This window comes from uncultured Anaerococcus sp. (genome assembly GCF_947253225.1).
Lineage (GTDB): Bacteria > Bacillota > Clostridia > Tissierellales > Peptoniphilaceae > Anaerococcus.
The window spans coordinates 33,426-58,632 of the sequence record NZ_CAMXYR010000004.1; the positions used below are offsets into that span (position 1 = coordinate 33,426).

Below are 25,207 nucleotides of genomic sequence, written 5' to 3' on the forward strand. Positions count from 1 at the left end.
CAAATAAAGCTATCACTAATTTATTTTCAGGAATTTATTAGCACCTTCTACATCCAAAAGATTTCTTAAAATATAAGCAATTTTTAAGTCATCACTAACAAGGTCCATATATTTATTAGCCAAAAGATATGAGGCTACTTGCTTGGGGTTTTTGTTAAGGTAGGCTATAATATCTTCATCCCTTAGTGGATTCTTCCTGATTTTTGTGAGAATTTTTTCGACATCCTTCCCTATTATGGTTGATGAAGTATCAACAACTTTGAAAGTTCCTAAGGATGATTTTATATTTGCCATTAGACCAATCGTTCTTGTTATTCTTGTTCCTCTAAAAGTTCTTAAACCATGGCCATCCTTATCGTTAATCAGATAAAACCCATCCTCATTCTTGTCTACAAAAAGACCATCAAGGATACTATTTATTTTTTCATTATAAGAATATTTATCTCTATCGGATATGATTTCTTCCATTTTTTCTCTAATCTCATTTGAAATATCCCCACCTCTTGTCGAAGCAAAGTCTGGAGCCTCTCCTTCTTCTGCCCTATTTACAAGAATTTTCTTAGTTTTTAGGTTTATTGATTCAACCTTCCAAACAAGACCCGCTAGATATATTCTATCTCCCTTTTTTAGGTCAATACTCTTTTCTATTTCTCCAATTTTTGCTTTTTCATTAAAAACATTAAAATTATCCGCCTGAATAAATTGGTTATAAAAAGATCCCATCTTCATTAGTTTTTCAGTTTCAATTCCTGTTATATACTCATTTTCAAGCTTTTCTATATAGCCTTTCTTGACCATATTATTGGTTATTTTCATAAATTCTTCATAGGATATATCAAAATCAAGTATCTTAAATAGATTATTATACTCATCAAGAGCAAGTCCATTTTTTTCTAGTAGGCTTGATAGGACTTGGTGGGCAAATACGTCGTAAGGTTTTTCTAGCTGGTCGATTTTATCAAGACTTCCTTGTTTGTAAAGGGAAATAGTAGCAAGAGCTTGGACTAAATCCCAAGGATTGGTAGCTATTTGGTGAAGGATGGATTTGTGAGTTTTTCTTCCAGATCTACCTAATCTTTGAGCTAGGGATAAGACCGAGTAAGTTGAACCATATTGGCAGATAGAGTAGACACTTCCTATATCAATTCCTAGTTCGAGTGTTGAAGTTGCACAAATTATAAATTTTTCCGAATCCCTTCTCTTGGCAAAGTTTTCAATTTCTTTTCTTCTTTGCTTGCTAACAGAGGAATGATGGGCGAAAATTTCTGTAGGAAGTTTTTGTTCAGCCACTTTTTTTCTTAGAGATACTGCCAAACTTTCAACATTTTTTCTAGAATTTGGGAAAACTAGCATAGAACCTTCTTCAGAAAATTTTAAAATTCTTTCTGTAGTTTCGTCTGTTATATTATCTTCTTGTATATAAGAAATGCTTGCCACAAGTTCATTTTTACTTTGATCTACCAGTATATTTGTATCCCTACCATTGTTGAAAAAGTTTTTTGCTAACTCATAATTCTCATCACCTATAGTTGCTGAAAGGCCAATAAAACGAGGAGAATTATCAGTGTATTTTACTAATCTCATTAGCAAACTCTTTAATTGAATGCCCCTATTTCCTGACAAAAATCCATGTATTTCATCGACTATGACATAATCAAGACCTTTAAAGAGCTTGTTTGCTTGATCTCCTTTGTTTACAAAAATAGCCTCCAAGGATTCTGGGGTTATCAAACATATACCCTTAGGGTTTTCAAACAGTTTTTCTTTTTTGCTCTGGTTTGCTTCTCCATGCCAACTTGTTACAGGGATATCCATATCCTTGCACATATCTTGGATTCTTTTGAATTGATCGTTTATCAAGGCTATGAGAGGAGAAATGTAGAGAATTCTTAGTCCCCTCCTAAGGTCCCTTGCCGTTGAAATCGCAGGCAAGAAAGCAGCCTCTGTTTTCCCTTGGGCCGTTGGTGCAATAAGGATTAAATTATTTTCGCTTGCATATATTTGCCTAATAGATGCCTGTTGAATTTTGGTTAGTTTAGGCCAAGAGTTTTTGTAAACATACTCCTTCATTGGCTTTGCTAATAATGCATATACATCGGTCATATCATTAAAATATCATCATCCATATCCAGCGGATCTCTACTTACTGGTTCAAGAATGTTTTTGTACTTATCATCAAGAATTTTTTCTATTGTTATATCCTCGTTTTGTCTTTTGAGATCTAAAATTTCCAGAAAATCCTTGATTACTGCTCGTGGTGTCAAAAATTCATGAGCTCCTGGTCTATTTAACTGACCTTCCATATATTTAACTATCTGACCTTCACTTACTTCTATTTCTTGCTTGTAATTGATGTTATAAATATTTACCAAATTTTCCAAAAGAGTGTAGATTTCTTCATCGGTCAGAGCTTTTAAGCTAAGGACTGTTCTTTTGGTATTAACAAGCAATAAATCACAATCTTGCTCACTTCCTATCCTGCCTTGCAAGGCTCCATATGAGGACATTCCTCTAGTTTTATCAAAAACTGTTGGCCTAGTTGCACCGAAGTTTACAAAAAGTCCCTTAGATTTCTCACTCTTACATTCGTTATATATATTTAAAATTCTCTCGTAATTTCTCTCTCTAGTTACTGCTTGGGGGATTTTGTAAAGGTTGACTGCTTCATCAAAATTAACGACAAATCCCTTATATCCAAGGGCAACGAAGAGTTCTGCCAAGGTTTTTAAACCATCAAAATAGTTATCATCATCAATAATTCGATTTATACCTAGTTCTCTCTTTGCCTCAGTTTTTGTTGTGATATCGCCCCTAAGCCACCTTAATGCCTTCATCTTTAACATCCTATCATCCCTCACAAAGGCTTGGTAGTATTTACTTAGTGCTTGACCAAATTCATAAGAAAGACCAACAGAAGAAAAGCTTGCGAGTGTATCTAAAATAGCCTTGTTTACCTCATTTTCACAAGCTCCCCTTATAAGTTCACTTACTTCTACTAGCTTATCAGCAGAAACTTCTGCAAAAATTTTCATCAACCACTGATCAATTATTTGTTCAATTACATTACCTGACCTTGAAGTTTTTGTTTTTATATTTCCCACAAGTTCACTATATAAGGCTAAGGCTTTCTTATCAGTTGCATAAAATCTTCTTTGAGGAGCAAGGTCTATAGTTGAGCTGACAAAGTCCTTGGCTAGAGCTAATTGTTCAATAGTCGCAAGCATAAAAGATTTGCCAGAACCGAAATCTCCCACCCAAAATCTAATATCACTTCCACCTAAAGCTACATCATCAAGTATGCCTATAACTTCCTCAACTTCCCTTTTTCTGCCGACTAGGAGGTGCTCTATACCAATACTAGGTACAACTCCACCTTCCAGTGATTTTATAATAACAGCCGCTTGCTTAGGATTAATTTTTGCCATCTACTAACTCCTTTACCATGTCCACATAAAAGGGATCAATACTTATCTTTTCATCTTCAACTACCAGACCTTGGTCATCCAGATAAGGATACAAGGCCTCATTGACCTTATTCAAGTAGGCACTTGCCAAAAGTCCCTCCTTGATGGCATAAGATTTTAAGGCTTCCATTGAGATATTACCGTCAGATAAAAGTTTTTTTAGAAAATCACAAGTATTTTCATCAAAAGCTCCTGGTTCATCTTCCCTCTCCTCATCTTTAAAATCAACTTCATGAATATCTTCTATTTCTTCAATTTTAGCTATATCATCTACTTCATCATTTATAAATTCACTGACCCTAGCTACAGTAGAATTCAAGTCTTTCCTTGATTTAATAACTTTTTCACTATCAATATTAATTTTTTTAGTAAGCTTTCTATCAAGAGATAAAAACTCATCAATTAAATCCATAGTCAGAGGTCTTTCTTTAGTCAACTTTTTAAATTTTTCAAGATTTTCAGGCAATATTATCTTGAAAAGTCGATTTTTATCCGCCTTATCCATTTGCCCAGATTTTTCTAAATAATAAAATCCAATTAGGCTGGTAAATTTGTAAAAGGACTTAGTCAAGGTTTTGGCTAAGTTTTTCTCAGAAATTTTTAAAAACTCATCTGTAAGGTCTATTTGCCTAGAAAAATCTACATCTTCTATGAATTTTGCCATATCATTTACCCTAGTTGGGTTGTCCTTGAAAAATTGAAAATATATTTCTTCTATTTTTTCATAAGCCAAGTTTTCATAAAAGTCCTCAAGATTTTTATAAAAAAAGTTTAGAAGCTTTTCCATATCATTTTCTTTGAGAAAATCCACCTGCTTACTCACATCAATTTCTGTAAAAATAATAAAGTTTGCCCTAAGTCTTTGCTCGCAAATTATAAGTAAAGCATCGAGAATATTTGTCGAAAGCTTGTAGGGGCTTTTGTAGAGGAAAATTTTATCTGTCCTTATATCATCTCTTGCAAATATTTGTTTCATAGTAGCCAAATATGAAGAAAAAAGCAAACGCCTAGCTAAGGAATACTTCCAAACTTGGTTATTCCTTCTCGTAATCAGTCTTAGGACTTCTTTCTCATCCTCACTGAACTGGTAAAAGTCAAGATTTTCTTCAAACTCATCAACGTGCTTTACCACTTTGTATCCAAAATTTCTCGTTTCTTTTTTATCAAGACTAATATCAAAGATTCCCTTGAGTTTTTCCGAATCAATAGTTCTTCTAAAAGATTTCTTATCCTCTTTCTTGTCAATGCTAGAAATATCCGCTAATAAATCATTTATAAGTTCGAAAATACCGTCAAACTTCATTCTCCACCCCCAAACTCTTCTTTTCATTATACTGCTTGTTGGAATTTTCTTGAAATTTAGGCAAATAAAAAAGCTAGTCTTAGCTAGCCTTTAAAAGAAATAATCTTATCCATTGCCCTATCGACAGATGTTTTATAAGAACTTCCAAATTTGTGGAGGTGGACCATCAAAAAATACAACTTATAAAATTCAAGTCTTAGAGCAAATCCTTCATCTAAGGGATAATATTTGTTGTAAGCTTGGTAAAAGCTTTTGTCAAAACCAGAAAAGACCATGGATATGCCAAGGTCAAACTCCCTATCTCCATAAAAGGGAGATGGGTCAAAAATTGCTGGTTGTCCGTCTTTGAGGAACATAAAATTTCCGCTCCACAAATCACCATGGAGGAGAGACGGCCTACTAGTGTGCTTATCCAAGGCCTCTTCTATAATTTTCCTTACCTTCTCATAAGTTTTATACCTACTCTCATCCCACAAGGAAGTTTCCAAAAGTAAGGCACTTAATTTATCCATCCTCTCTTCAAGAAAAACTTCTTTCCATGTGTCCTTATATGTATTTGAGAAGATAATTCTTGAGCCATGGTAGGCGTAATCAAAGCCAAATTGTCCATTTGGACTTTCAATCCTATGAAGGTCCGCAATAAGCCTTCCGAGGTCTCTAAAATCACCCACAAATCCTTCTTCCAAAAAATCAAGAAGTAGATAGGCATCCCTTCCAACCAAACCACATGAAATAACCCTAGGAGCCTTTATATTATTTTTTTCAAAAAGTTTAAGGCCCATAACTTCTGCTTGGTAGAAATTTTTCCTAGCATTTTTTTGAACTAAGCAAAAATACTCACCACCCCTTGCATACACCTTATAGGCATCATTCACATCCCCTCCACAAAGAATTCTAACATCATAAATTCCTTCAAGAGGTAAACTCTCAAAAATATCCATTTCGCCCTCCTAATCTATATAAATTATAACAGAAAAAAATGTCCTTATAAAAAAATCATCTTAGCCTAAGCTAAAATGATTTCAAGTTTGCCTTTTCCCATTTACTAGTAGAATTTTCCATCTTTGCAATGATTTCTTTAAACTTTCTTATATCTTCCTCGCTAAGGTCGCTTTCAGAGCACTTAACAAAATCTATGGCAATATCTTCTATTTCCCTAAGTTTTTTCTTACCCTTTTGGGAAAGGTAGATGGATTTTTTACGCATATCTTCAGAATTAACTTTTCTCTCAATCAGTCCATCTCTTTGTAGTCTATCTAGTAGACCTGTCATTGTTGATTCTCTAATATGCATATATGAAGCTAAATCTTTTTGAGTAATAGATTCAGACTTACTTATGTAGTACATAGCAACACACTGACTCCTTGTAACTCCGTATGACAAAACAACATTGTTAAAAGAGTCTGCAATTTCCTTTGATGCAATAGTTATAGCAAAAGCTATATCTTCTTCAAAATTCATCATAACAATCTCCTTACTAGGCTATACTAAAAAACCTAATATCTTGGGATAAAAATACAATCCCAGATTACCATTATAACAACTTTATCACCAGTTGTAAAATAAGGTTATTTAGCTAACCATTATTCCATCAGGATTCTAGAATATTTTCCTAGAACCCTGACTATGGTTATAATTAGTTTGAGCTATTTTACCTAGCTTGGTCCTTGCTTGCCTCAGATATCTTATCACTATTTTCTGTATTCACATCTGGATTTTTCTCATTGATAAAATTGTCTTTGGTATCTTCAGACTTATTTTTATCGCTGACTTCTTCTTTTTGATTCTCATTTGCTAATTTATGGTCATTATCTTTTACCACTATACCTTGATTATAATTATCCCTATCCATTTTGTCAACATCGCTAGGGTTTTCTTCATCTTCTTTAGAAGAATCCTCTAATTTCTTTTCTAACTCTTCATCAGAAAGGACTTCAGGTAGCTTGCCTTTGTGGCTAATTTTTCCATCAACTTTTTCAAATTCACTAAGATTTATTGCTACAGAATCATCACCAGAGTAGATATAAATATCATTTCCGACTTGAAGTATCCTAGTAGAATCATTAATCTTATAGTATTCTTTGAGATATTCGACTACTTCCCAACCTTCTACTTGTGGTTGGTATTGCAAGTCTGTTCCAGGATTTTCAATCTTATATTTCATCGCAGCAACAACGTCCTTGGCTGTGTAAGGGCCAAATTCCTTAGCCTTTTCCTTTTGGATAATTTGTTTTATAGTTATGGCGTGGTAATGACCCCCATGAAGCCAATAAAATACATTCTTCCTTAGCCCATCAGAGCCATAGACTTCTTTGCCATCATTTGGAACATCCCCATAGGCTTCCATACTCTTTAAGTTATCGTCCATGTAGGATTTTATTTTATTATCAATGATTTGTGCTCTAACATCTGCATAGGTAAAGATTTCCCTATCATCAACCTTAATATCTGAGTTGTGGTTGCTTTCGTCGATGTATTCCGCATTTGGATAGTGGGCTTTTGGATTAGTATTTACTACAGTTTCATTTCCATCCTTATCATACAAGTGCCAGTGGTCGCCATGGTCAATTATTCTAACTATATTTTCTGGCCATTGGTCTTTATTTTTTTCAGGTTTAGGGTTCTCCTCATTAGGTTGAGGTTTTTTATCTTTCTCATAATCTCCAAAAAAGGCTTTAGGATATAGTTTTCTAGGGTCTTGGTAGGTTATTGATTCCCTTCCCTTAGAATCAAAGATATGATAGTGGTTCTCGTGCTTTAGAATTTTTACTATATCGAAAATATCTGCTGGTTGTTGACCAATAATATTTACAATTTTCATCTCCCTTATATCCTTAATTCTTTGCTCTTCTTGGGAAAGTTGAGGCTTTTCTTGATCCACTTTTGGTGGTTTGACCGAAGGTTCTTCTTCTTTCCTTTGACTTGAACCGTGGCTACCATGATAGATGCCAAATTCAGCATCAGGATACTTACTTCTTGGATCTACATAGGAGATATATTCATTTCCCTTGTTGGTGTAGATATGGTAGTGGTCTTGATGTTTTAGGATTTTTATTACCCTTTCCTGGTTTTTGTTTCCTTGTGGAATAACATCTTTGGGATCCTTTACCTTTACAAGTTTGTCAATATTTTTTAATTTATTTGATGAACTTGCACTTGGGCTACTCGTCCAAGTTTTTCCTGGTCTAGTTTTACTTGCTAGATGAGATGAACCACCGTGACTTCCTACATATTGACCAAAACTTGCATTTGGATATAGACTCCTTGGGTCTTCGTAGGAGATGTATTCGTTACCCTTGTTGGTATAAATATGGAAGTGGTCTTCGTGCTGGAGAATTTTCACTACATATTCTCCCTTATCTTCAAGATTTTCTTTTATTTTTCTAGCATTAGTTGCACTTTTTCCATTAGAGCTAGCACTTGAACCATGGCTACCATGATAAACTCCAACTCTAATATTCGGAAATTGGGCTGATGGGTCTTCATAGGTTAGGTATTCATTTCCATCTCTAGTATAGACATGCCAGTGGTCGCCATGTTTTTTGATTGAAACAACGTCCATGCCACTCAAAACATTTTTTGAAACGACACTAACTAGATCCATTGCCTTATCTCCCATTTTTTCTGGATCGGTGTAGGTAATGTGCTCTTTGCCATCCTTGGTGAAAACGTGCCAATGGTCGCCGTGTTTTACAACTCTTACTATATCTTCTTTCTTGATTTCTGAATCTATCAATACTTCTGTAGTCTTATCTTTCTTGTAGCTAGTTTTCTTACTAACAAAGCTTGTTTGATTTTTCATTGCTTCATTTTTTGTGCCATCCTTTTTGCCAAAAAGGGAACAAGATGAAAGTATGACTGCCGAAAGAGAACAGACAGCCATAATTTTTCCTATATGCATTTTTTTCATATTAATTCTCCTATTTATTTTTTACTAGCATGATTATAAGTAAGCATGCTACTGATATTAAAACAATTACTGAACCAGGTCTTAGGTTATAATGATAAGAAAGTAAAAGACCAAGGTAAACATAAACGAGGGATAAAATTATAGACAAGATAAGACTCGCCTTGTAGGTTTTCCTTAGTTCAATAGCTGTAAGGGAAGGAATCACTAAAAGTGATGATACAATCAATGAGCCTATTGTTCTTGCAGATATTGAAACTGTAATTGCCGTTAATATTGTGAGCATAAAATTGATAAAGCTCGTGTTGATGCCCATAATTCTTGCAGCTTGTGGATCAAAAACACTTAGGTAAAGTTTTTTGTAAAGAAGTCCATAGCAAAGTAAAACTATGGCAGCTATTACAAGTACCAAATAGAACTCTCCATCGCTAATGGTTACAATAGAACCAAAAAGATAGGATGAGATAGAATTTGTATTTTCCACCAAAGATGAGAAAATTCCTGCAAGTCCAATTGATGCAGCAAGAATTATAACAGTTGAAACTTCTTGGTAATTTTTTAATTTATTTCTAATAAATTCAATCAAAACTCCAGCCACTATACAAGAAATTATAGCGGTAGATAGAGGGTTGAAACCAAATGCAAGACCTATAGTAAGACCTGCTAGGGATGAGTGAGATAAGGTATCTCCAATTGTTGAAAGTCTTTTTATAAGAATTGATTGACCCATACAAGGTAGGATTATAGCAAGTATCCCCCCTACTATAAAGGCCCTTCTCATAAATTCATATTGAAATATTTCTAACATATCTTACTCCAATACATCCTCAAGCCTTGATTTATCAATTAGTGTCGCTTTTTTATCACAAATTTTGAAGGCATAATCAACATAAAGGCTTGCCTGTCTTAAATCGTGAGTTACAATCACAACTGTCTTATCATCTTGGGTCATTTTCTTCAAAAGCTCAAAAAGCTCCTTAGAAAAACTCTTATCAATCCCAGTTGTAGGTTCATCCAAGAGAATTAGCCTAGCATCTTTAATAAGGGCAAGGAGAAGGCCTAGTCTTTGAAGTTGTCCCCCTGATAATTCGCTTAGAGCTTTATGTTTATGGCCTTTTAGACCGACTTCATCAAGAAGCTTATCCACATCCTTTTGCACTTTAAGAAAAGATGCATGAATCTTTACAGCTTCTTCTATTGTAGTGGGAAAAGTCTTGTAGGATTTTACAGCATCTTGGCTGATATAAGCTATATCAGAAAAATGATTGTTCTCTTCAATGTTATCTCCAAAAATCCTTATCTCCCCTCTATCCTTTCTCAGGTTTGAAAGAAGAAGATTGATAAGGGTGGACTTTCCTTCCCCATTGCCTCCAACAATAGCTACAAAGTCACAAATACCTATTTCTAAGTTTAAACCTTCAAGAATTTTTTCCTTATCATAGGCAAAGTCAAGGTCCTTGATAGAAATAGCCTTATTCATTGAAAGACGCCACAAGATTCTTCAAATTCTCCCTCATAAGGTTGATATATCCCTTTTGGGCTTCTTCCTCTGTGAGGTTTTCTAGGGTGTAAAGGGTTGATGTTTTAGTATTAGTATTTTTCGCTAAAGTTTCTGCAACCTTAGGGGTTGCCTTTCCTTCAAAGAAAATTGTCTTAATATTATGTGCCTTTACAAAGTCGGCTATAGTTTTTAATTGTTTGGCTGATGGTTCATCTTCTGGAGATATTCCAGTAACAGCAACTTGCTTTAAACCATAATCATCTGCCAAATAGTTAAATGCAGCATGGCTTACAACAAAATACTTATCTTTTGACTTAACCTTGGCAAGCTCATCCTCAAACTCCTTATCAAGGGCAGCAAATTCTTTAACAGACTTATCCAAGTTTGCCTTGTAGTAAGCATCATTTGCTGGATCTATCGCAGAAACTTTCTTATAGATTGTATCAAGCTCTTCCATGGCATTTTTAATAGATAACCATGTGTGAGGGTTAATTGATTTTTGCTCACTAGCTTCATCAGAACTGTCCAAAAGTGAAAGACCTTGGGATAAGTCAAGGAATTTATCGTCATCATTAATGCTCTTTTTCAAGTCATCAATAAAGCTTTCCATGCCTGCTCCATTATAGACAACAAGGTCTGCTCCAGTAAGATTTTTCATATCATCAGTTGATAGTTCAAAAGAATGAGGTTCTTGGTTGGCCTTTATAATTGTTCTGACCTCCATCTTATCTCCAACAATTCTTTTAGTTAAATCCTCAACTGGATAAAAGGTCGTATACACAATCTTTTTTCCATTATTATCTTTTCCTGCATCTGACTTTGTTTGCTCATTCTTGGAACAAGAAGTACAAGCAAAAACACAAATTATAGCTAAAACCATTAGGCTTTTAAAATATTTTTTCATAATTCCTCCATCTGCAATTCATTTGCATTATATAATTTATCACTTTTTTTTACATTTGCAAGCCGTTCGCATTAATTTTTTTGTCACAAAAATAGAGCAAGCCAAGCTCACCCTACTTACGCCTATTCTATTCCTTTTTCAATAGTTTGTGTATTCATTTCATTGGCAAGTCTTATAAGATATTGAGTCCCCTCATCTAAATTTGCCATTTTTTCTTCACTAGCCAGATATGGACTTGCTACATAAGTTTCATCTAGGGTTCCATATTGGTCGTAGGATCTATCCACAATTGTTGAATGGAAGCGTGATGACGCTATCTTCGTCTTCTTGCCAGCTTCCTTTACAATATTCGCTTCAACAAGAAGGCCTTGCTCAACCCTATAGTCCCCCTCAAATGATTCTGCCTTTTGGTTGGAAAGTAAATTGCCAAGCGAGTAATAGATAATTCCCTTCCTACCATCTTTGCTTTCATATTCTTCCATAGGTTGGATAACATGAGGGTGGTTGCCTATAACCATATCCGCTCCCCAATCTATCATATTTCTTGCAAGGTCAATCTGATAGGCTTCAGGATAGGATGAATATTCCACACCCCAATGAGGATATACTACCACAAAATCAACCTCGTCTTTTATTCCCTCTATATCTTTTTTAATCTGGTCAGCATCAAGCCTATTCACCATTTTTTCTTTATCTTCCGTATCAAGGAGGCCATCTAGTCCATTTAAGTTCTCAGCATAAGAAAAAATTGCAAGCTTTATTCCATTTACTTCTTTTATGATGTATGGAGTATAGGAAACCTTGCTAGTTCCAACATGACTAATCCCATGACTTTCTATAGAATCAATTGTTGATTTTAGACCCTCAATCCCTGTATCTAGGCAGTGGTTGTTTGCTGTCGTCATAACATCAACCCCCATATCCTTTAGGGCCAAGTAAATATTAGGGCTGGAATTGAAAGTCGGATAACCAGAAAGCTCCATATTAGGATTTACTGAAAATTCGTTATTGACCATAAAAAAATCAAAGTCTTTGGCAAAACTTTTGAGGTCCCTAAAAGATTGTGAATAATCGTAAACTCCTCCACCAAAATTAAGGGCATAATCGTTTATAGGCATATGAGGAAGAACATCCCCTCCAAAAAGAAGTTTTGCTTTCTTTATTTCATTTTCATCTCTTTTATTTTCTCCTGAACTTTTTTCCTTCTTCTTAGTTTCTTCTTCCCTAACTTCCTCTAAAGCTCGATTTATAGCCTTATCCAAGTCTATTTTCTCGTTTTTTTCTGCCTTGTTTTGTCCACAAGAGGCAAGGATTATTGCCATAAAAACTACAAGGCTCAATTTTTTTAATATATTTTTCATAATTTACTCCGCATGTGGTGATATCTTCAAATCTAGGAAGAGATCATTGTATAAGATTGTGCTTTCCTTATCCAAAGCTTTGAAAACTTCAAGCTTATTTATAATTTCATCATCAGGATAAAGTGTTTTATCCTCTCTTGCCTCAGGATCAATTGAATCCAAAGCCTTTTTATTTGGCGTTGCATACCATATATAATCAGCATTTTCTGCGGCATTTTCAGGTCTCAGCATAAAATTAATAAAGGCATAGGCTGCTTGTTGATTTTTGCTAGTCTTAGGTATTACCATATTATCAAACCATATGTTGGACCCTTCCTTGGGAATTGTATAGGCCAAATCACTATTAGCATCTATAGCGTTTGACGCATCTCCAGAGAAGGTTATGCCTACATTCGACTCTTCAAGAGCCATATACATCCTTATTTCGTCAGCAAGAATTGCCTTAACATTGCCCATAAATCCTATCAATTCGTCACGAACTTTTATCAAGGTCTGTGGGTCAGTAGTATTTAAGCTAAGTCCATCAGCGAGTAGTCCTATTCCTAGAGTTTCCCTCGCTCCATCAAAGCTCAAAATCTCTCCCTCAAACTTCTTATCCCACAAGTTTTTCCAAGAAGAAAAATCTTCTTGGGAATATTTTTTAGTATTGTAGACTATGCCAAAGGTTCCCCATAAGTATGGAATGGAGTATTCATTACCAGGGTCATAGGCGAGATTAAGAAATCTCTCATCAATATTGGCGAGTCCCTCGATTTTCTTGTGGTCGATTTTTTCCAAAAGTCCTTGGTCTCTCATCATTTCAACAGCATATTCACTAGGAATACAGATATCAAAATTAGTAGATTTCTGCTTGATTTTTGTTATCATAGCCTCATTAGAATCATAAGTTTCCATTACAACCTTGTAGCCTGTTTCTTTTTCAAACTTGCTAATCAACTTTGGGGCTATGTAATCTCCCCAATTGTAGAGGTAGAGAGTTTTTGAATCTGATATTTGTCCACTTCCAATAAGCATAAATTTAAGAGCCAATAAAACTACTATTACAAAAATGGATCCTAGGAAAAATTTATAAACCTTATTCATCTACTACCTCCTTCTTGAAAAGTATTTTCTTTCTGGCTAATAAAATAATAAACTACAACTAAGGCTAGAGATATTAAAAACATCAGAGTCGATAGGGCGTTTATTTCAAGGGATATTCCCGTCCTTACTCTCGAATAAATCTCAACTGAAAGGGTCGTAAAGCCTGAACCAGTAACAAAGAAGGTAACTGCAAAGTCGTCTAAGGAATAAGTAAGAGCCATGAAAAAGCCTGTAAGGACTCCTCCTGTAATATTGGGTAGAATTATCTTGTTTAAAATAGTAAAGTCACTCGCTCCCAAATCCTCTGCAGCAAGAATCATTGATTCATTTAAGGCAAAAAGCCTAGGCAAAACCATAAGCACAACTATAGGTATCGAAAAGGCCACATGGGATAAGAGAACAGTCATAAATCCCATAGGAATTTTTATCAAAAAGGTAAACAGCACTAAAAAGGAAGCCCCCATCATTACATCGGGCATTACCATAAGGACTGAATTGAAATTAAGAACCCTCTTTCTAGCCCTCTCATTTTTCAAATAATAGATAGCTATAGCTCCTATAGTCCCTATAATTGTCGCAAGAAGCGATGACAAAAGACCCAAAATAATGGTATTTATTACAATCACCCAAAGCCTAGTATCCTTAAAAACTTCCTGGTAGTGGCTGGTAGAAAAACCGTCAAAGCTATTCATACTGCTTCCACTATTAAAAGAATAGAAAATCAAATAAGCAATTGGAAGATACAAAAGGATAAAGATAAATATTAGGTAGAGGTTCGATAATTTAAAAGTTTTTTTCATCGCTTATTATCCTTTCTTGTATTTAGCACACTCATTACCACAAACATCAGAACTATCAACACAAGACCAATAGTTGCCCCCATGCCCCAGTTTTGCGTTACTAGATAATGCTCTTCTACTGCCGTTCCTAGGGTTATAATTTTATTTCCTCCAATAATCCTTGTTATAAGGAAAAGTGAAAGTGATGGGATAAAAACTGCCTGACTTCCAGCAATGACTCCATCCATGGACAAAGGCAAGATGATTTTCCTAAAAGTCTGCCACTTGCTAGCTCCCAAGTCCTCGCTTGCTATCAAATATTCTTTTGGTATAGAATCAAGCGACCTAAAGATTGGTAAAATCATAAAGGGAAGTTCCACATAAGATGCTACCAGAACAAAGGCTGGATTTGTAAACAAGAATCCCCTACTTGCCATACCAAAAATTTGGGCAATAGGCCCTTGTTTGCTCAAAAGTCCTATAAAAGCATAAGCCTTCAACAATAAGTTAATCCAAGTTGGCAAAGTTACCAAAAGTAGGTAAAACTCCTTGTTCTTTGAACTTATAAGAAAATATGCAAAAGGATAGGACAAGACCAAGGTAGTCATAGTGATAAGAAAAGCTGTCAAAAACGAATTAAGAGTCATCCTCACATAATTACCTGACACAAAGTAGGCAATATAATTATCTAAGGTGAATTTGCCATAAATATCAAAAAACGATTGATAAAATAACATTCCTATAGGAGCTATGATAAAAAGAACAATCCAAACATAATATATAATTGAAAGTCCCCTATATTTTCTATTCATCATCCTCTCCCAGAGAATATTTCTCAATCCTCTTATCAAATTCATCTTCTGACTCGTTAAATCTCATTACATGGATATCTCCAGGGTCTATTGAAATTCCAACTACATCTCCTTCTTGGAAATTCTTGGTTGTGTGGATTTTCCACCTAAAGTCATTCTCATCAAAGCAAATTAACTCGTTAAAAACACCCCTAAACATAACATTATCAATAGTCATCTTAATATCTGCATCTTCTGACTTAGAAACCGAAATATCCTCAGGTCTTATAACGACTTCTACCCTCTCTCCTTTTGGAATACCTGCATCCTCACAGGAGAAAGTTTTGTTAGAAAACTCTACCAAATAATCATCCTTCATAACAGCCTCAAGAATATTTGATTCGCCAATAAATTCTGCTACATACCTATTGATTGGCTCATCGTAAATATCCGTAGGACTACCAGATTGGACAATCTCTCCCTTATCCATAACAAAAATTTCATCCGAAAGAGCCAGAGCCTCCTCTTGGTCGTGAGTTACAAAAACAAAGGTGATACCTAGCTCCCATTGGATATTAGAAAGAAGAACCTGCATGGACTTTCTTAGTTTCATATCAAGGGCTGATAAGGGTTCATCAAGTAGGAGCACATCTGGCCTATTCACAATAGCACGGGCTATAGCAACCCTCTGCCTCTGCCCCCCTGACATTTGAGAAATCTTTCTTTTTTCAAAACCTCCAAGATTAACCATCTCAAGAGCCTTTTTGACCTCTTGGCTAATAACCTTCTTGTCAACCTTCTTAATGTTTAAGCCAAAGGCGACATTATCATAGACATTCATATGAGGAAAAAGCGAGTAATTTTGAAAAACTGTATTGACTTTTCTCTTATTGGCTGGAGTCTCGTTAACATTTTCTCCATTTATGTAAACATCGCCACTAGATTGGTCGACAAAGCCTGCTATTATATTCAAAATTGTAGTTTTTCCACAACCTGAAGGCCCCAAAAGTGTATAAAACTTTCCCTTCTCAAGTTCCAAATCAACAGTCTTTAGGACGAGCTCGTCATCATAAGACTTGCTAACTGCTTTTAAAACTACACTCATGTCTTTATATTTCTTATCCATAGGCACCTACTTTCTTCTTATCTCTTAAATGAGTATACCATATTTATGTAAAGATTTTTAGGATTTATGTTTTAATCTTAACTACATCTTACTCTAAAAGGATACTTGACCATAGAAAACGTTTGATTTATAATAAATATAGAAATATACATAAAAGTTGCATATATAAGCTGTTAATACATTGATTTTAGGATATATTATGACTACTTACAAGGAATTAATTAAAAGTGAACTAATACCTGCCTTTGGATGCACAGAACCAATCGCCATAGCCTATGCTTCCGCCAAGGCAGCAGAAACTTTGGGAAGTATACCTCAAAAAATTATAGCAAATCTATCAAGTAATATTATCAAAAATGCAAATTCTGTAACAGTACCAGGCACAGATGGCAGGAGAGGAATCAAAATATCCCTTGCAGTAGGCTCTATTCTTTGCGATTCAGCAAAGGGATTGGAGCTTTTGTGTGGAATTGATAAAAATAAGTTACGTCTGTGTGATGAAATGATAGCTGATGAAAAAATCGAAGTTAATTTGCTAAAAGATAAGGCTGGGCTTTTTATTGAAGTTGCTTGTATAGATAATAATTCTTCTGCTATAGTAACTATAGCCAATAGCCATACTAATATAGTTAAGATAGAGAAAAATGGTGAAGTTATTTTTGAAAAAAAACAAGCTTTAAGTGATGAAAGTCCCTTAGATTTTTCCTTCAATAAAATATATGATTTTGCTCGAACTTGCGACTATAATGACATAAAAGAAATTTTAGATAGGCAGATAGAATACAATCAAAAAATTGCTAATGAGGGACTTATAAATAATTGGGGTGCAAATATTGGAAAGCTTATTCTAAAAAATAATTCGACAAACTATTACGAAAAGCTTGTAGCCTTCGCAGCAGCAGGTTCTGATGCTAGGATGAATGGATGTGAGCTTCCTGTTGTTATAAATTCTGGATCTGGCAATCAAGGAATCACAGCCTCTGTTCCAATCAGCATCTATGCTAAGGACAAGGACTTTTCAGATGATGATTTGTATAGGGCTTTAATTTTTTCAAACTTGATTTCTCTCTATATAAAAAATGAAATAGGCAAACTCTCCGCCTATTGTGGAGTTGTATCTGCATCTGCTGCTGCCATAGCTTCTATAGCCTTCATAAACAAGGAAAATAAAAAGATAATCGAAGAAACTATTAGCAATTCCCTAGCAGTTAATTCTGGGATAATATGTGATGGAGCCAAGGCTTCTTGCGCTATGAAAATAGCATCAAGTCTTCGAAATGCAATCCTTGCCTACATCCAAGCTCAAAGCAATAATTCTTTCAAGATAGGCGATGGAATAGTGATGGAAGATATAGATAAAACAATCGAAACCATAGGTCATATCGCAAGGTTCGGTATGAAAACTACTGATGAAGTCATCCTAGCCGAGATACTTCACGAAAAAAATCGCCCCGACTAGTAACCTGGGACGATTTTTTGATTTATCCAATAATTTCAAGAGCTAGTTTATAATTTTCCTTTAAAGCCTTGCAAGATTTGTCGAACATTTCTTGTTCCCTATCATCTATTGGCATTTGTAGGATTTTCTCTGCACCATTTTTGCCAACAACTGTTGGAACTCCAGTATATAATCCTTCGTTCTTGTACTCTCCCCTTAGGTAGCTTGAGGCCATCAAGACCCTCTTCTCATCAAGGAGGATTGCCCTAGTAAAGGCTAGCATACAATTTGCTATACCAAAATGAGTTGCTCCCTTGCCCTTAATAATCTTAAAGGCCTTATCCCTAATCAATTCACCCACTTCGTCTTTGTAGGCATCATCGATTTTATCAATAAATTCACTGATATTAATTCCATTTACATTGGCATTTGACCAAACTGCAACAGAAGAATTGCCATGCTCACCTATAACATAGGCATTGATATCTGCCACATTGAACTTGCTAGCTAGGGCAAGATATTGGGCAAATCTCGCAGTATCAAGGCTTGTTCCAGTTCCCACAATTTTTTCCTTAGGAAAACCAGACACTTCTGCCACAACTCTTGAGATTACATCAACAGGATTTGTCGCAAGGAGAATTACTCCGTCATAGCCTGCTTCAACAACCTTTGGGATTGTATCAACAACCATTTGACTGGCAATTTTTATATCATCAAGCCTATTTACAAGATTTTTTTGGCTATTGCCATAGGCAAGAACAACGAGATCACTATCCTTGCAATCCTCAAAACTTCCTGTCTTTACAAGGGTTGGAGAGCTAGTTAAAACTGTAGCATCAAGTAGGTCATTAACATCTGCTATCTCCTTATCTTTTCTTATATCAATTATGGCAAGTTCGGTAGCAAGCCCTGAGTTTACCAAGGCAAAAGCATAAGAACTTCCCACAAATCCATCACCAATAAGAACAACTTTATTTCTCTTAGTCATAAATTTCCTCCTGATTAATTTTACTTTTCATATGCATTGTACACTATTTGGACAAACTGACCAAACAAATATCTAGGGTATAGTTTTAGTAAGGAAAAAGACTAGGAGGAAAAATGGCGGAAAATAACAATAGTCGATTAGCAAATGCTAAAAAAGTCAAAAACGATGAATTTTACACTAGGCTTACGGATATTGAACAAGAATTAAGATATTATCGAAAACATTTTAAAGGAAAGACAGTTTTTTGTAATTGTGATGACCCTTTTGAATCAAATTTTTTCAAGTATTTTGTTCTTAATTTTAATAGACTAGGACTTAAAAAATTAATAGCGACTTGTTATGCGACTTCTCCTATAGCAAATCAGCAACTAAGCTTATTTGATGTTTTAGGTGGTGATGAAGCTAACAAAGGAAAGCCTTATAAGGCTGTTGTCACTAAAATTTATGATGCCACAGGTGATGGAGGTATTGATATGCTTGATGTGGCAGAATTATTTAAAATAGGAGAAAACCAGCTAACAGAATTAGCAGGTGATGGGGATTTTAGAAGTGATGAATGTATAGAACTTTTGAAAGAATCAGATATCGTTGTAACAAATCCACCTTTTTCTTTATTTAGAGAGTATGTGACTATTCTTATGGATTACGAAAAACAATTCGTCATAATGGGAAATAAAAACGCTATTACTTATAAAGAGTTTTTCCCTCTACTAAAGAGTAACAAAGTTTGGGTTGGAGCAACATCACTTAATGGTGGAAGATGGATGATTATGCCAGGTAATGTTGAAATTCAGAGCAAAAAGACAAAATTAGATACAAATGGTGATATTATTTTAAATGTAGCAGGTGTTTGCTGGTTTACAAATCTTGATATTAAGAAACGTCATGAAGACTTAATTTTAATTAAAAGATATAACGCCGAAGAATATCCTAAATATGATAATTACGATGCAATTGAAGTTTCAAAGGTTAAAGATATTCCTTATGATTATGAAGGCATTATGGGAGTTCCTATTACTTTTATGGATAAATATAGTCCATATCAATTTGAAGTATATGGAGCAACTGAAAGCGAGGGAAAGGGGTTTTCAAATGGACTGTGGCATGAAGACTCGGGAGTATCCCAGCCCCTTGTTGACGAGAAAAGAAAATATAAACGAATATTTATTAAAAATCTTCACCCAGAACCAAGAAACGAGGACTAAAATGATTATAGAAGAAAGAAAAGTAACTGTTGGAGAGGTTGCAGAAGGCTATTTTAACGATGCCGAAGAAGGTGTAACAGGATATGACGATAGACTTGATATTAGACCAAAGTATCAAAGGGAGTTTGTATATCCTGATGATAAAAGAAATGAGGTTATCCGTTCTGTTTTAAAAGGATTACCACTAAATGTAATTTATTGGGCAAGAACTGGAGGGGATTCTTATGAAATTCTAGATGGTCAACAGAGAACAATATCGCTTTGTGAATATGTAGATGGGAGTTTTTCTGTTGATGGTAAGTATTTTATGAATTTACCTACAGATATTCAAGAAAAAATTTTAGCCTACGAACTTTTTGTTTACGTTTGTGATGGAACTGATAGCGAAAAGCTTGAATGGTTTAAAATAATTAACATAGCTGGCGAAAAACTAACAGACCAAGAATTAAGAAATGCAGTTTATGCAGGGTCTTGGACTACGGATGCTAAGAGGTATTTTTCAAAAACAGGGAGTGCTGCTGATGGTTTAGCTGGCGATTATTTAAAAGGTTCTTCAATTAGGCAAGAATACCTTGAAACTGCTCTATCTTGGGTATCTTCTCGTGAAGGGATTTCTATCGAGGAATATATGGCTAAGCATATGCACGATCCAACAGCTTTTGAACTATGGTCATATTTTCGTTCTGTTATCGAGTGGGTTCAGGCAATTTTCCCTAAGGTAAGGAAGGAGATGAAGGGTCTTCCTTGGGGGCTTTATTATAATCAACATGGAAGCAGGAAGGACCTTGACCCTGTTAAGCTTGAGGATGAAGTTCAAAGATTAATGGGCGATGAAGATGTTACTAAGAAGAGTGGTATTTATAATTATCTACTGACTGGCGATGAAAAATCCCTAAACATTAGAAGTTTTGACAGACGAGATAAGCTAGCAGCCTACGAAAGACAGGGCCATAAGTGTGCTGGTTGTGGCGAAAAGTTTGACTTTGACGACCTTCAAGGCGACCATATAATTCCTTGGAGCAAGGGTGGGAAGACTATAGCAGAGAATTGTCAAATGTTGTGTGGGGATTGCAATATAAAAAAGTCTAATCACTAAGGTTGAGGTTTGTAGGCTATGAAAGCAGATTTTCTTGACGTCCCCTCCCATGTTTTTTGAGATTTACTTAAACCAGACGAGTTTTTTGGCTCTTTTTGAAAAGCCTAGTCAATTCTGTCTATTCCCTTTATGGGAAATCATCCATATCTTGACAAGGGCATATGAAAGATAAAGCTCCCACAAGTTTTTTGTGGGAGCTTGGTTTTTGCTTTTATTTGTCAGGGTTTTTGAATCCTTCTTCTACTATCTCTTCTCCATTGCAAGTATTGAATTTTTTGCCATTAAATTCTTCAATTCCGCAATATTCTCCATCTTTAATATTCTTTTCTTCTTCTTTTTTTATATCTTTTTTTTCAGTCATAAACTCCTCCTTGACTATTTAATTTTTACCCATTTTTTCTATCTTCAAATATTTTTAGGATATCTTCATATACTAGCATCTTATTTGTTTCATTCAAAATTTCATGACGCATTTTGTTGTAGGTCTTGTTATAAATATTTTTGTATCCCACTTCCTTTAGGAGCTTTAGGGATTTTTTGACTCCATTTTCTCCCTTGCTTATGATATCATCTCTTCCTGTTAGGTTGTAGATTGGAAGAGTCCTATTTTTTGTCCTATACTTTGATTTTGGGGATAAGTTTTTGTTTATTTCGATCAAGGTTTTTGTGTATCCTAGGGTAAATTCAAAGATTCTTAGCCTATCCTTATATTTTACCTTCCTATTTTCCTCGTCATATGAAATAAAGTCTAGACTATCCTTGCCACTTCCTACCAGGTAGTGAATTACATTTGACCTTTGGTATTTTCCTAGGTAGAAGCAAAGGATATTGGCGAGAAAATAGGCTGGATATGAGAATATATCTTGGGGTGGAGTTCCTGTCAAAATAAGTTTATCAACTAAGTCGTCATTATCTATTAGGAAAACTCTGGCTGTCATTGAGCCCATAGAGTGGCCTAGCATATAGATAGGTGCATGGGGATATTTTTCTTTCATATACCTTGTTATCATAGCCGTATCATTTACAAGTTCGCTCGCTCTTTCCATGTGCCCATTTGGGTATTTTTCGCTAAGGGATTTGCCGTGCCCTCTGTGGTCGTGGATTACTACTGCATATCCTCTATCGTTTAGGTAATTGGCAAAGTCCATGTAGTTTCCTCCATGCTCACTCATCCCGTGGACTAGTTGGACAACTGCCTTAGGGTTTGGATTTTCAAGCTCTCTTACAAAAGTATCGAAGCCATCAGCCCCTGTCAGATAATATTCCCTATAATTGTCAATTTTTCTTACGTCAATTTTCTTATAGAATTTCCTTCCAACATTGATAGACCTGTACCTTCTTTCTCCTATGTAATAATAGACTTGTGGGATAAGGACTAGGGCAATAATTATTAAAAAATATTTCATAAATCCTCCTTTTCCTATTTATACCCAAAAATAATCCCCTAGCTAGCTAGGAGATTATTTCTTAGTGGGTCGCTCCACCTGTTATGGTCAAATCTTTTTTGTACTCGTATTTAACTATTGCTCTAACAGCTGCATTTAGGCCCTTAACTATATCTTTTAGGTTCATAGACGCTGTGTCTTTTTTGTCTAAGACTTGGTCTGGTAGGTAAGGAACGTGGATAAAACCAGCCTTGATGTTTCCGTATTTTTCTGCTAGATAAAGGTCTTGATACATTACATGGTTACAAACAAAAGTCCCAGCAGTGTTTGAAACTGAGGCAGGAACCCCCTCCCTTTTTATTTCTTCAACCATAGCCTTGATTGGTAGGCTTGCAAAGTAGGCATTTTTACCATCTTCCCTTATCTTGACATCAATTGGTTGGTTGTTTTCGTTATCAGGGATTCTCGCATCGTCTTCATTTATAGCAACTCTTTCAACAGTTATGTCATATCTTCCACCAGCTTGACCTACAGATAGGATTGCATCGGGTCTTATTTCTTTGATTTTTTCTTCTATTAGAGCTGCCGACTTGTGAAATACTGTTGGGATTTCAAGCTTATGAATTTCTGCACCTTCAATATTTTCATCAATTCTTTTAACTGCTTCTATAGCTGGATTTGTTGCTTCTCCTCCAAATGGATCAAAGCCTGTAATTAAAATTTTCATTTTACCTCCTAAAAGGCCCAAAATCTCATCAACAATATATGAACAAGTATCAAAATTATTGAAAGTAGGGCTTGGTCTTTGATTATCTTATTTTTATCTTTCATTTCCAATAGGGCTACTGGCAAGAGATTGAAATTGCCTGCCATTGGTGTAAGAAGGGTGCCGCAATAGCCAGATGTCATTGCAAGTGCTGCTGCAATTGCTGGATTTGCACCTTGAGCTAGGACGAAGGGAACTCCAATTCCCGCAGTAATTACTGTGAAGGCTGCAAAGGCATTTCCCATTATCATTGTGAAAATCACCATGCCAAGCACATAAGCAATAGCTCCTGTCCAAGGGTTGACTGTTGGAATTATTCCTCCTATAATCTTTGCTATCACATCTCCAACTCCTGCTGCCGCAAAAATTGCCCCGAGGGCTGCAAGAAGTTGGGGCAAGATTGCAACTACTCCAACTTGTTGAACCATCCTGTCGGATGAATTGAGCATATCCTTAAAGCTTGATTTTGTCATAATCATAGCATAACATATAGCAATTATTGCTGTAAGTCCTAGAACTGAGGAAGATGATTCTGGGATTATCTTGGCTATCACAATGGCAAGGACTGCCATAACAATTACTGGAAGAAATACCTTGCCGCCAAGCCTCTTGCTTGAAGCGATTTGTACTTTCTCATTAACTTCCTTGATCCCCTTAATCTTTATTCCATCTACCAATGATATGAGGGCAATCAAAACTACAAGCCCTCCACTAATTTTTGGTGGAAGCACCTTACCTAGGGCAAAGAGTATGCCAAGGATTAGCCAAAAACCTACGGTAGTGGCCTTCTTATCCCTAGAAGAATCCTTACTCGTCCTATAGGCAGTATAGAAGAATTGTAAGCCTATAATAACAAAAATAGCCTCCAAAAACATTGGGAAAAATTCTGCTGGTGTAAGTTTACTCATCCTTATCTCCTTTAATCTTCTTATCATCAATAATGTTTTTTAAAACTCCAAGAACTAGGGTGATTATAGCGATAGGAATTGAATATTGGGCAAGCTCTATATTTGTTACCTTATAACCAAGCTCAGCCATAGTTCCAACCATCATCAACACTCCAGCTGCACCGACAAAGGTATTTTGAGCAAAGAAATTACCAAAATTCTCCATAGCTGCTGCACGAGACTTTAGCTTCTCCCTCTCCTCATCAGATATAACCCCATGTTTTTTCCTAGCTGATGCCTCTGCCATAGGAAAAATTATCGGTCTTACAAATTGAACCAAACCATAAATCCTCATTGACAAAAAGCCTGCTAGTTCTCTAAAGGCAAGATACACCGTAAGAAGTGCTCCAGCTGAGAGATTTTCTCTTTTCTTTACTATATTTTCTGCAACTTGCTTTAAGCCATGCTCTTCAGAAAGACCAATTACTGGCAAGGTTATTATAAATATCGTTACTATTCTTTGAGAAACAAAGCTTTGTCCAAGAATAGAAAGAAATTCACCAACACTCAATCCAGAAACTAAAGCAGTTACAAATCCCGCTAAGACTACCGTAAAGATTATATTTAATTTGAAAATAAAACCTAAAACGATAATCAGAATTCCTATTAACTTTATATATTCCATAAAATCTCCTTTCTTTTTTATTAAATATATTGTACCTTTAAAATTTATTAATAAAAATATTTATATAATTTCCCCCCCGCCAAAGCTAGTATAATAATAGAAAAGGAGAAAAACATGATAAGTAAAATTATTTCAGGAAAAGATGTTGAAAAAAACAAGGACGCTTTCATACTAGTCGACGTAAGAAGTCCAGAAGAATTTAAAGATGGCCACATCCAAGGAGCAATCAATATTCCCTTCGATGAAATCTTGGACAATTTGGATAAGCTAGACAAAGATTCACCAACCATCCTCTACTGTAGGTCCAACCAAAGAGCAGAGTTTGCATCCCTCGCCCTAAAATCAGCAGGCTATGAATACATCTACATAGGAGACGGAGTCGCCCTATATGACTATGATTTGGTAAAATAAAAGTATAGAAAAGTTCGCTTTACTAATTAGCAATTTGTTTATAAATAGTTTCAATTAAAATAAGGTACACCAATTAATCCCTGTCTCTTATACACATCTGACGCTGCCGACGACCTAACACAGGTGT

At 35.4% G+C, this 25,207-nt stretch carries 24 protein-coding genes; 4 read left to right on the forward strand and 20 right to left on the reverse strand.

Features of this window, described 5'->3' with window-relative positions:
* Positions 1 to 15: 15 nt before the first annotated feature.
* The 14 genes from Q0W95_RS01155 to Q0W95_RS01220 form a co-directional block, all read right to left on the reverse strand.
* On the reverse strand, positions 16 to 2,103 hold the full coding sequence (locus Q0W95_RS01155; protein ID WP_297788812.1) for a DEAD/DEAH box helicase: 2,088 nt from the start codon (positions 2,101 to 2,103) through the stop codon (positions 16 to 18).
* Complete coding sequence (locus tag Q0W95_RS01160; RefSeq protein ID WP_297788816.1) at positions 2,100 to 3,425, reverse strand: ATP-binding protein; 1,326 nt, start codon at positions 3,423 to 3,425, stop codon at positions 2,100 to 2,102. Before Q0W95_RS01160 ends, Q0W95_RS01155 begins: the two co-directional genes overlap by 4 nt.
* Positions 3,412 to 4,794: a tellurite resistance TerB C-terminal domain-containing protein gene (locus Q0W95_RS01165; RefSeq protein WP_297788819.1), complete on the reverse strand. Its 1,383-nt coding sequence runs from the start codon at positions 4,792 to 4,794 to the stop codon at positions 3,412 to 3,414. The genes Q0W95_RS01160 and Q0W95_RS01165 overlap by 14 nt, the downstream gene beginning before the upstream one ends.
* A gap of 56 nt (positions 4,795 to 4,850) precedes the next feature.
* Positions 4,851 to 5,708 (reverse strand): fructosamine kinase family protein, encoded by an 858-nt coding sequence (locus tag Q0W95_RS01170; protein WP_297788823.1) that lies wholly within the window; start codon positions 5,706 to 5,708, stop codon positions 4,851 to 4,853.
* Positions 5,709 to 5,778: 70 nt separating this feature from the next.
* Positions 5,779 to 6,231 carry a MarR family transcriptional regulator gene (locus Q0W95_RS01175; RefSeq protein WP_297788826.1) on the reverse strand — a complete coding sequence of 151 codons (453 nt, stop codon included), beginning with the start codon at positions 6,229 to 6,231 and terminating at the stop codon, positions 5,779 to 5,781.
* A gap of 187 nt (positions 6,232 to 6,418) precedes the next feature.
* Positions 6,419 to 8,677, reverse strand: coding sequence for a hypothetical protein (locus Q0W95_RS01180; RefSeq protein WP_297788829.1), 2,259 nt, complete (start codon positions 8,675 to 8,677; stop codon positions 6,419 to 6,421).
* Positions 8,678 to 8,687: 10 nt separating this feature from the next.
* Complete coding sequence (locus Q0W95_RS01185; RefSeq protein ID WP_297788832.1) at positions 8,688 to 9,482, reverse strand: metal ABC transporter permease; 795 nt, start codon at positions 9,480 to 9,482, stop codon at positions 8,688 to 8,690.
* 3 nt (positions 9,483 to 9,485) lie between these two features.
* Positions 9,486 to 10,154, reverse strand: a complete 669-nt coding sequence (locus Q0W95_RS01190) for an ATP-binding cassette domain-containing protein (RefSeq protein ID WP_297788835.1) — start codon at positions 10,152 to 10,154, stop codon at positions 9,486 to 9,488.
* Entirely contained in the window at positions 10,147 to 11,079 is a 933-nt protein-coding gene (locus Q0W95_RS01195) for a zinc ABC transporter substrate-binding protein (RefSeq protein ID WP_297788838.1), read from the reverse strand. The genes Q0W95_RS01190 and Q0W95_RS01195 overlap by 8 nt, the downstream gene beginning before the upstream one ends.
* Before the next feature lie 122 nt (positions 11,080 to 11,201).
* Positions 11,202 to 12,440 (reverse strand): CapA family protein, encoded by a 1,239-nt coding sequence (locus Q0W95_RS01200; protein ID WP_297788841.1) that lies wholly within the window; start codon positions 12,438 to 12,440, stop codon positions 11,202 to 11,204.
* 3 nt (positions 12,441 to 12,443) lie between these two features.
* Positions 12,444 to 13,523, reverse strand: a complete 1,080-nt coding sequence (locus Q0W95_RS01205) for a spermidine/putrescine ABC transporter substrate-binding protein (protein WP_297788844.1) — start codon at positions 13,521 to 13,523, stop codon at positions 12,444 to 12,446.
* On the reverse strand, positions 13,520 to 14,323 hold the full coding sequence (locus Q0W95_RS01210; protein WP_297788847.1) for an ABC transporter permease: 804 nt from the start codon (positions 14,321 to 14,323) through the stop codon (positions 13,520 to 13,522). Before Q0W95_RS01210 ends, Q0W95_RS01205 begins: the two co-directional genes overlap by 4 nt.
* Positions 14,320 to 15,114, reverse strand: coding sequence for an ABC transporter permease (locus Q0W95_RS01215; protein WP_297788850.1), 795 nt, complete (start codon positions 15,112 to 15,114; stop codon positions 14,320 to 14,322). Before Q0W95_RS01215 ends, Q0W95_RS01210 begins: the two co-directional genes overlap by 4 nt.
* A complete protein-coding gene (locus Q0W95_RS01220) occupies positions 15,107 to 16,219 on the reverse strand; it encodes an ABC transporter ATP-binding protein (RefSeq protein WP_297788853.1) in 1,113 nt (370 codons plus the stop codon). Before Q0W95_RS01220 ends, Q0W95_RS01215 begins: the two co-directional genes overlap by 8 nt.
* A 199-nt stretch (positions 16,220 to 16,418) precedes the next feature.
* On the opposite strand from Q0W95_RS01220, the gene Q0W95_RS01225 reads away from it, so the two are divergent.
* Positions 16,419 to 17,678, forward strand: a complete 1,260-nt coding sequence (locus Q0W95_RS01225) for an L-serine ammonia-lyase, iron-sulfur-dependent, subunit alpha (RefSeq protein WP_297788856.1) — start codon at positions 16,419 to 16,421, stop codon at positions 17,676 to 17,678.
* A 22-nt stretch (positions 17,679 to 17,700) separates the two neighbouring features.
* Here the strand turns inward: Q0W95_RS01225 and Q0W95_RS01230 are convergent, their stop codons facing one another.
* Positions 17,701 to 18,645 carry an L-lactate dehydrogenase gene (locus Q0W95_RS01230; RefSeq protein WP_297788859.1) on the reverse strand — a complete coding sequence of 315 codons (945 nt, stop codon included), beginning with the start codon at positions 18,643 to 18,645 and terminating at the stop codon, positions 17,701 to 17,703.
* A 113-nt stretch (positions 18,646 to 18,758) separates the two neighbouring features.
* Between Q0W95_RS01230 and Q0W95_RS01235 the strand changes: the two genes are divergently transcribed.
* Positions 18,759 to 19,850: an adenine-specific methyltransferase EcoRI family protein gene (locus Q0W95_RS01235; protein ID WP_297788862.1), complete on the forward strand. Its 1,092-nt coding sequence runs from the start codon at positions 18,759 to 18,761 to the stop codon at positions 19,848 to 19,850.
* A 1-nt stretch (position 19,851) separates the two neighbouring features.
* Positions 19,852 to 20,946: a DUF262 domain-containing protein gene (locus Q0W95_RS01240; protein WP_297788865.1), complete on the forward strand. Its 1,095-nt coding sequence runs from the start codon at positions 19,852 to 19,854 to the stop codon at positions 20,944 to 20,946.
* 211 nt (positions 20,947 to 21,157) lie between these two features.
* Here Q0W95_RS01240 and Q0W95_RS01245 read toward each other — a convergent pair whose 3' ends face one another.
* The 5 genes from Q0W95_RS01245 to Q0W95_RS01265 form a co-directional block, all read right to left on the reverse strand.
* On the reverse strand, positions 21,158 to 21,307 hold the full coding sequence (locus tag Q0W95_RS01245; RefSeq protein ID WP_297788868.1) for a hypothetical protein: 150 nt from the start codon (positions 21,305 to 21,307) through the stop codon (positions 21,158 to 21,160).
* Positions 21,308 to 21,332: 25 nt separating this feature from the next.
* Positions 21,333 to 22,352, reverse strand: a complete 1,020-nt coding sequence (locus tag Q0W95_RS01250; RefSeq protein ID WP_297788871.1) for an alpha/beta fold hydrolase — start codon at positions 22,350 to 22,352, stop codon at positions 21,333 to 21,335.
* 61 nt (positions 22,353 to 22,413) lie between these two features.
* On the reverse strand, positions 22,414 to 23,058 hold the full coding sequence (gene pcp, locus Q0W95_RS01255; protein WP_297788875.1) for a pyroglutamyl-peptidase I: 645 nt from the start codon (positions 23,056 to 23,058) through the stop codon (positions 22,414 to 22,416).
* An 8-nt stretch (positions 23,059 to 23,066) separates the two neighbouring features.
* Positions 23,067 to 24,005, reverse strand: coding sequence for a DUF979 family protein (locus tag Q0W95_RS01260; RefSeq protein WP_297788878.1), 939 nt, complete (start codon positions 24,003 to 24,005; stop codon positions 23,067 to 23,069).
* Positions 23,998 to 24,669, reverse strand: coding sequence for a DUF969 domain-containing protein (locus tag Q0W95_RS01265; RefSeq protein WP_297788881.1), 672 nt, complete (start codon positions 24,667 to 24,669; stop codon positions 23,998 to 24,000). Before Q0W95_RS01265 ends, Q0W95_RS01260 begins: the two co-directional genes overlap by 8 nt.
* A gap of 114 nt (positions 24,670 to 24,783) precedes the next feature.
* Between Q0W95_RS01265 and Q0W95_RS01270 the strand changes: the two genes are divergently transcribed.
* Positions 24,784 to 25,080, forward strand: a complete 297-nt coding sequence (locus Q0W95_RS01270) for a rhodanese-like domain-containing protein (protein ID WP_297788884.1) — start codon at positions 24,784 to 24,786, stop codon at positions 25,078 to 25,080.
* The last annotated feature ends 127 nt before the right edge of the window (positions 25,081 to 25,207 follow it).

Coding starts and splice junctions, on each gene's coding strand:
- Q0W95_RS01155 (WP_297788812.1), bottom strand. CDS start 2,103: ATGACCGATGTATATGCATTATTAGCAAAGCCAATGAAGGAGTATGTT.
- Q0W95_RS01160 (WP_297788816.1), bottom strand. CDS start 3,425: ATGGCAAAAATTAATCCTAAGCAAGCGGCTGTTATTATAAAATCACTG.
- Q0W95_RS01165 (WP_297788819.1), bottom strand. CDS start 4,794: ATGAAAAGAAGAGTTTGGGGGTGGAGAATGAAGTTTGACGGTATTTTC.
- Q0W95_RS01170 (WP_297788823.1), bottom strand. CDS start 5,708: ATGGATATTTTTGAGAGTTTACCTCTTGAAGGAATTTATGATGTTAGA.
- Q0W95_RS01175 (WP_297788826.1), bottom strand. CDS start 6,231: ATGATGAATTTTGAAGAAGATATAGCTTTTGCTATAACTATTGCATCA.
- Q0W95_RS01180 (WP_297788829.1), bottom strand. CDS start 8,677: ATGAAAAAAATGCATATAGGAAAAATTATGGCTGTCTGTTCTCTTTCG.
- Q0W95_RS01185 (WP_297788832.1), bottom strand. CDS start 9,482: ATGTTAGAAATATTTCAATATGAATTTATGAGAAGGGCCTTTATAGTA.
- Q0W95_RS01190 (WP_297788835.1), bottom strand. CDS start 10,154: ATGAATAAGGCTATTTCTATCAAGGACCTTGACTTTGCCTATGATAAG.
- Q0W95_RS01195 (WP_297788838.1), bottom strand. CDS start 11,079: ATGAAAAAATATTTTAAAAGCCTAATGGTTTTAGCTATAATTTGTGTT.
- Q0W95_RS01200 (WP_297788841.1), bottom strand. CDS start 12,440: ATGAAAAATATATTAAAAAAATTGAGCCTTGTAGTTTTTATGGCAATA.
- Q0W95_RS01205 (WP_297788844.1), bottom strand. CDS start 13,523: ATGAATAAGGTTTATAAATTTTTCCTAGGATCCATTTTTGTAATAGTA.
- Q0W95_RS01210 (WP_297788847.1), bottom strand. CDS start 14,323: ATGAAAAAAACTTTTAAATTATCGAACCTCTACCTAATATTTATCTTT.
- Q0W95_RS01215 (WP_297788850.1), bottom strand. CDS start 15,114: ATGAATAGAAAATATAGGGGACTTTCAATTATATATTATGTTTGGATT.
- Q0W95_RS01220 (WP_297788853.1), bottom strand. CDS start 16,219: ATGGATAAGAAATATAAAGACATGAGTGTAGTTTTAAAAGCAGTTAGC.
- Q0W95_RS01225 (WP_297788856.1), top strand. CDS start 16,419: ATGACTACTTACAAGGAATTAATTAAAAGTGAACTAATACCTGCCTTT.
- Q0W95_RS01230 (WP_297788859.1), bottom strand. CDS start 18,645: ATGACTAAGAGAAATAAAGTTGTTCTTATTGGTGATGGATTTGTGGGA.
- Q0W95_RS01235 (WP_297788862.1), top strand. CDS start 18,759: ATGGCGGAAAATAACAATAGTCGATTAGCAAATGCTAAAAAAGTCAAA.
- Q0W95_RS01240 (WP_297788865.1), top strand. CDS start 19,852: ATGATTATAGAAGAAAGAAAAGTAACTGTTGGAGAGGTTGCAGAAGGC.
- Q0W95_RS01245 (WP_297788868.1), bottom strand. CDS start 21,307: ATGACTGAAAAAAAAGATATAAAAAAAGAAGAAGAAAAGAATATTAAA.
- Q0W95_RS01250 (WP_297788871.1), bottom strand. CDS start 22,352: ATGAAATATTTTTTAATAATTATTGCCCTAGTCCTTATCCCACAAGTC.
- pcp (WP_297788875.1), bottom strand. CDS start 23,058: ATGAAAATTTTAATTACAGGCTTTGATCCATTTGGAGGAGAAGCAACA.
- Q0W95_RS01260 (WP_297788878.1), bottom strand. CDS start 24,005: ATGAGTAAACTTACACCAGCAGAATTTTTCCCAATGTTTTTGGAGGCT.
- Q0W95_RS01265 (WP_297788881.1), bottom strand. CDS start 24,669: ATGGAATATATAAAGTTAATAGGAATTCTGATTATCGTTTTAGGTTTT.
- Q0W95_RS01270 (WP_297788884.1), top strand. CDS start 24,784: ATGATAAGTAAAATTATTTCAGGAAAAGATGTTGAAAAAAACAAGGAC.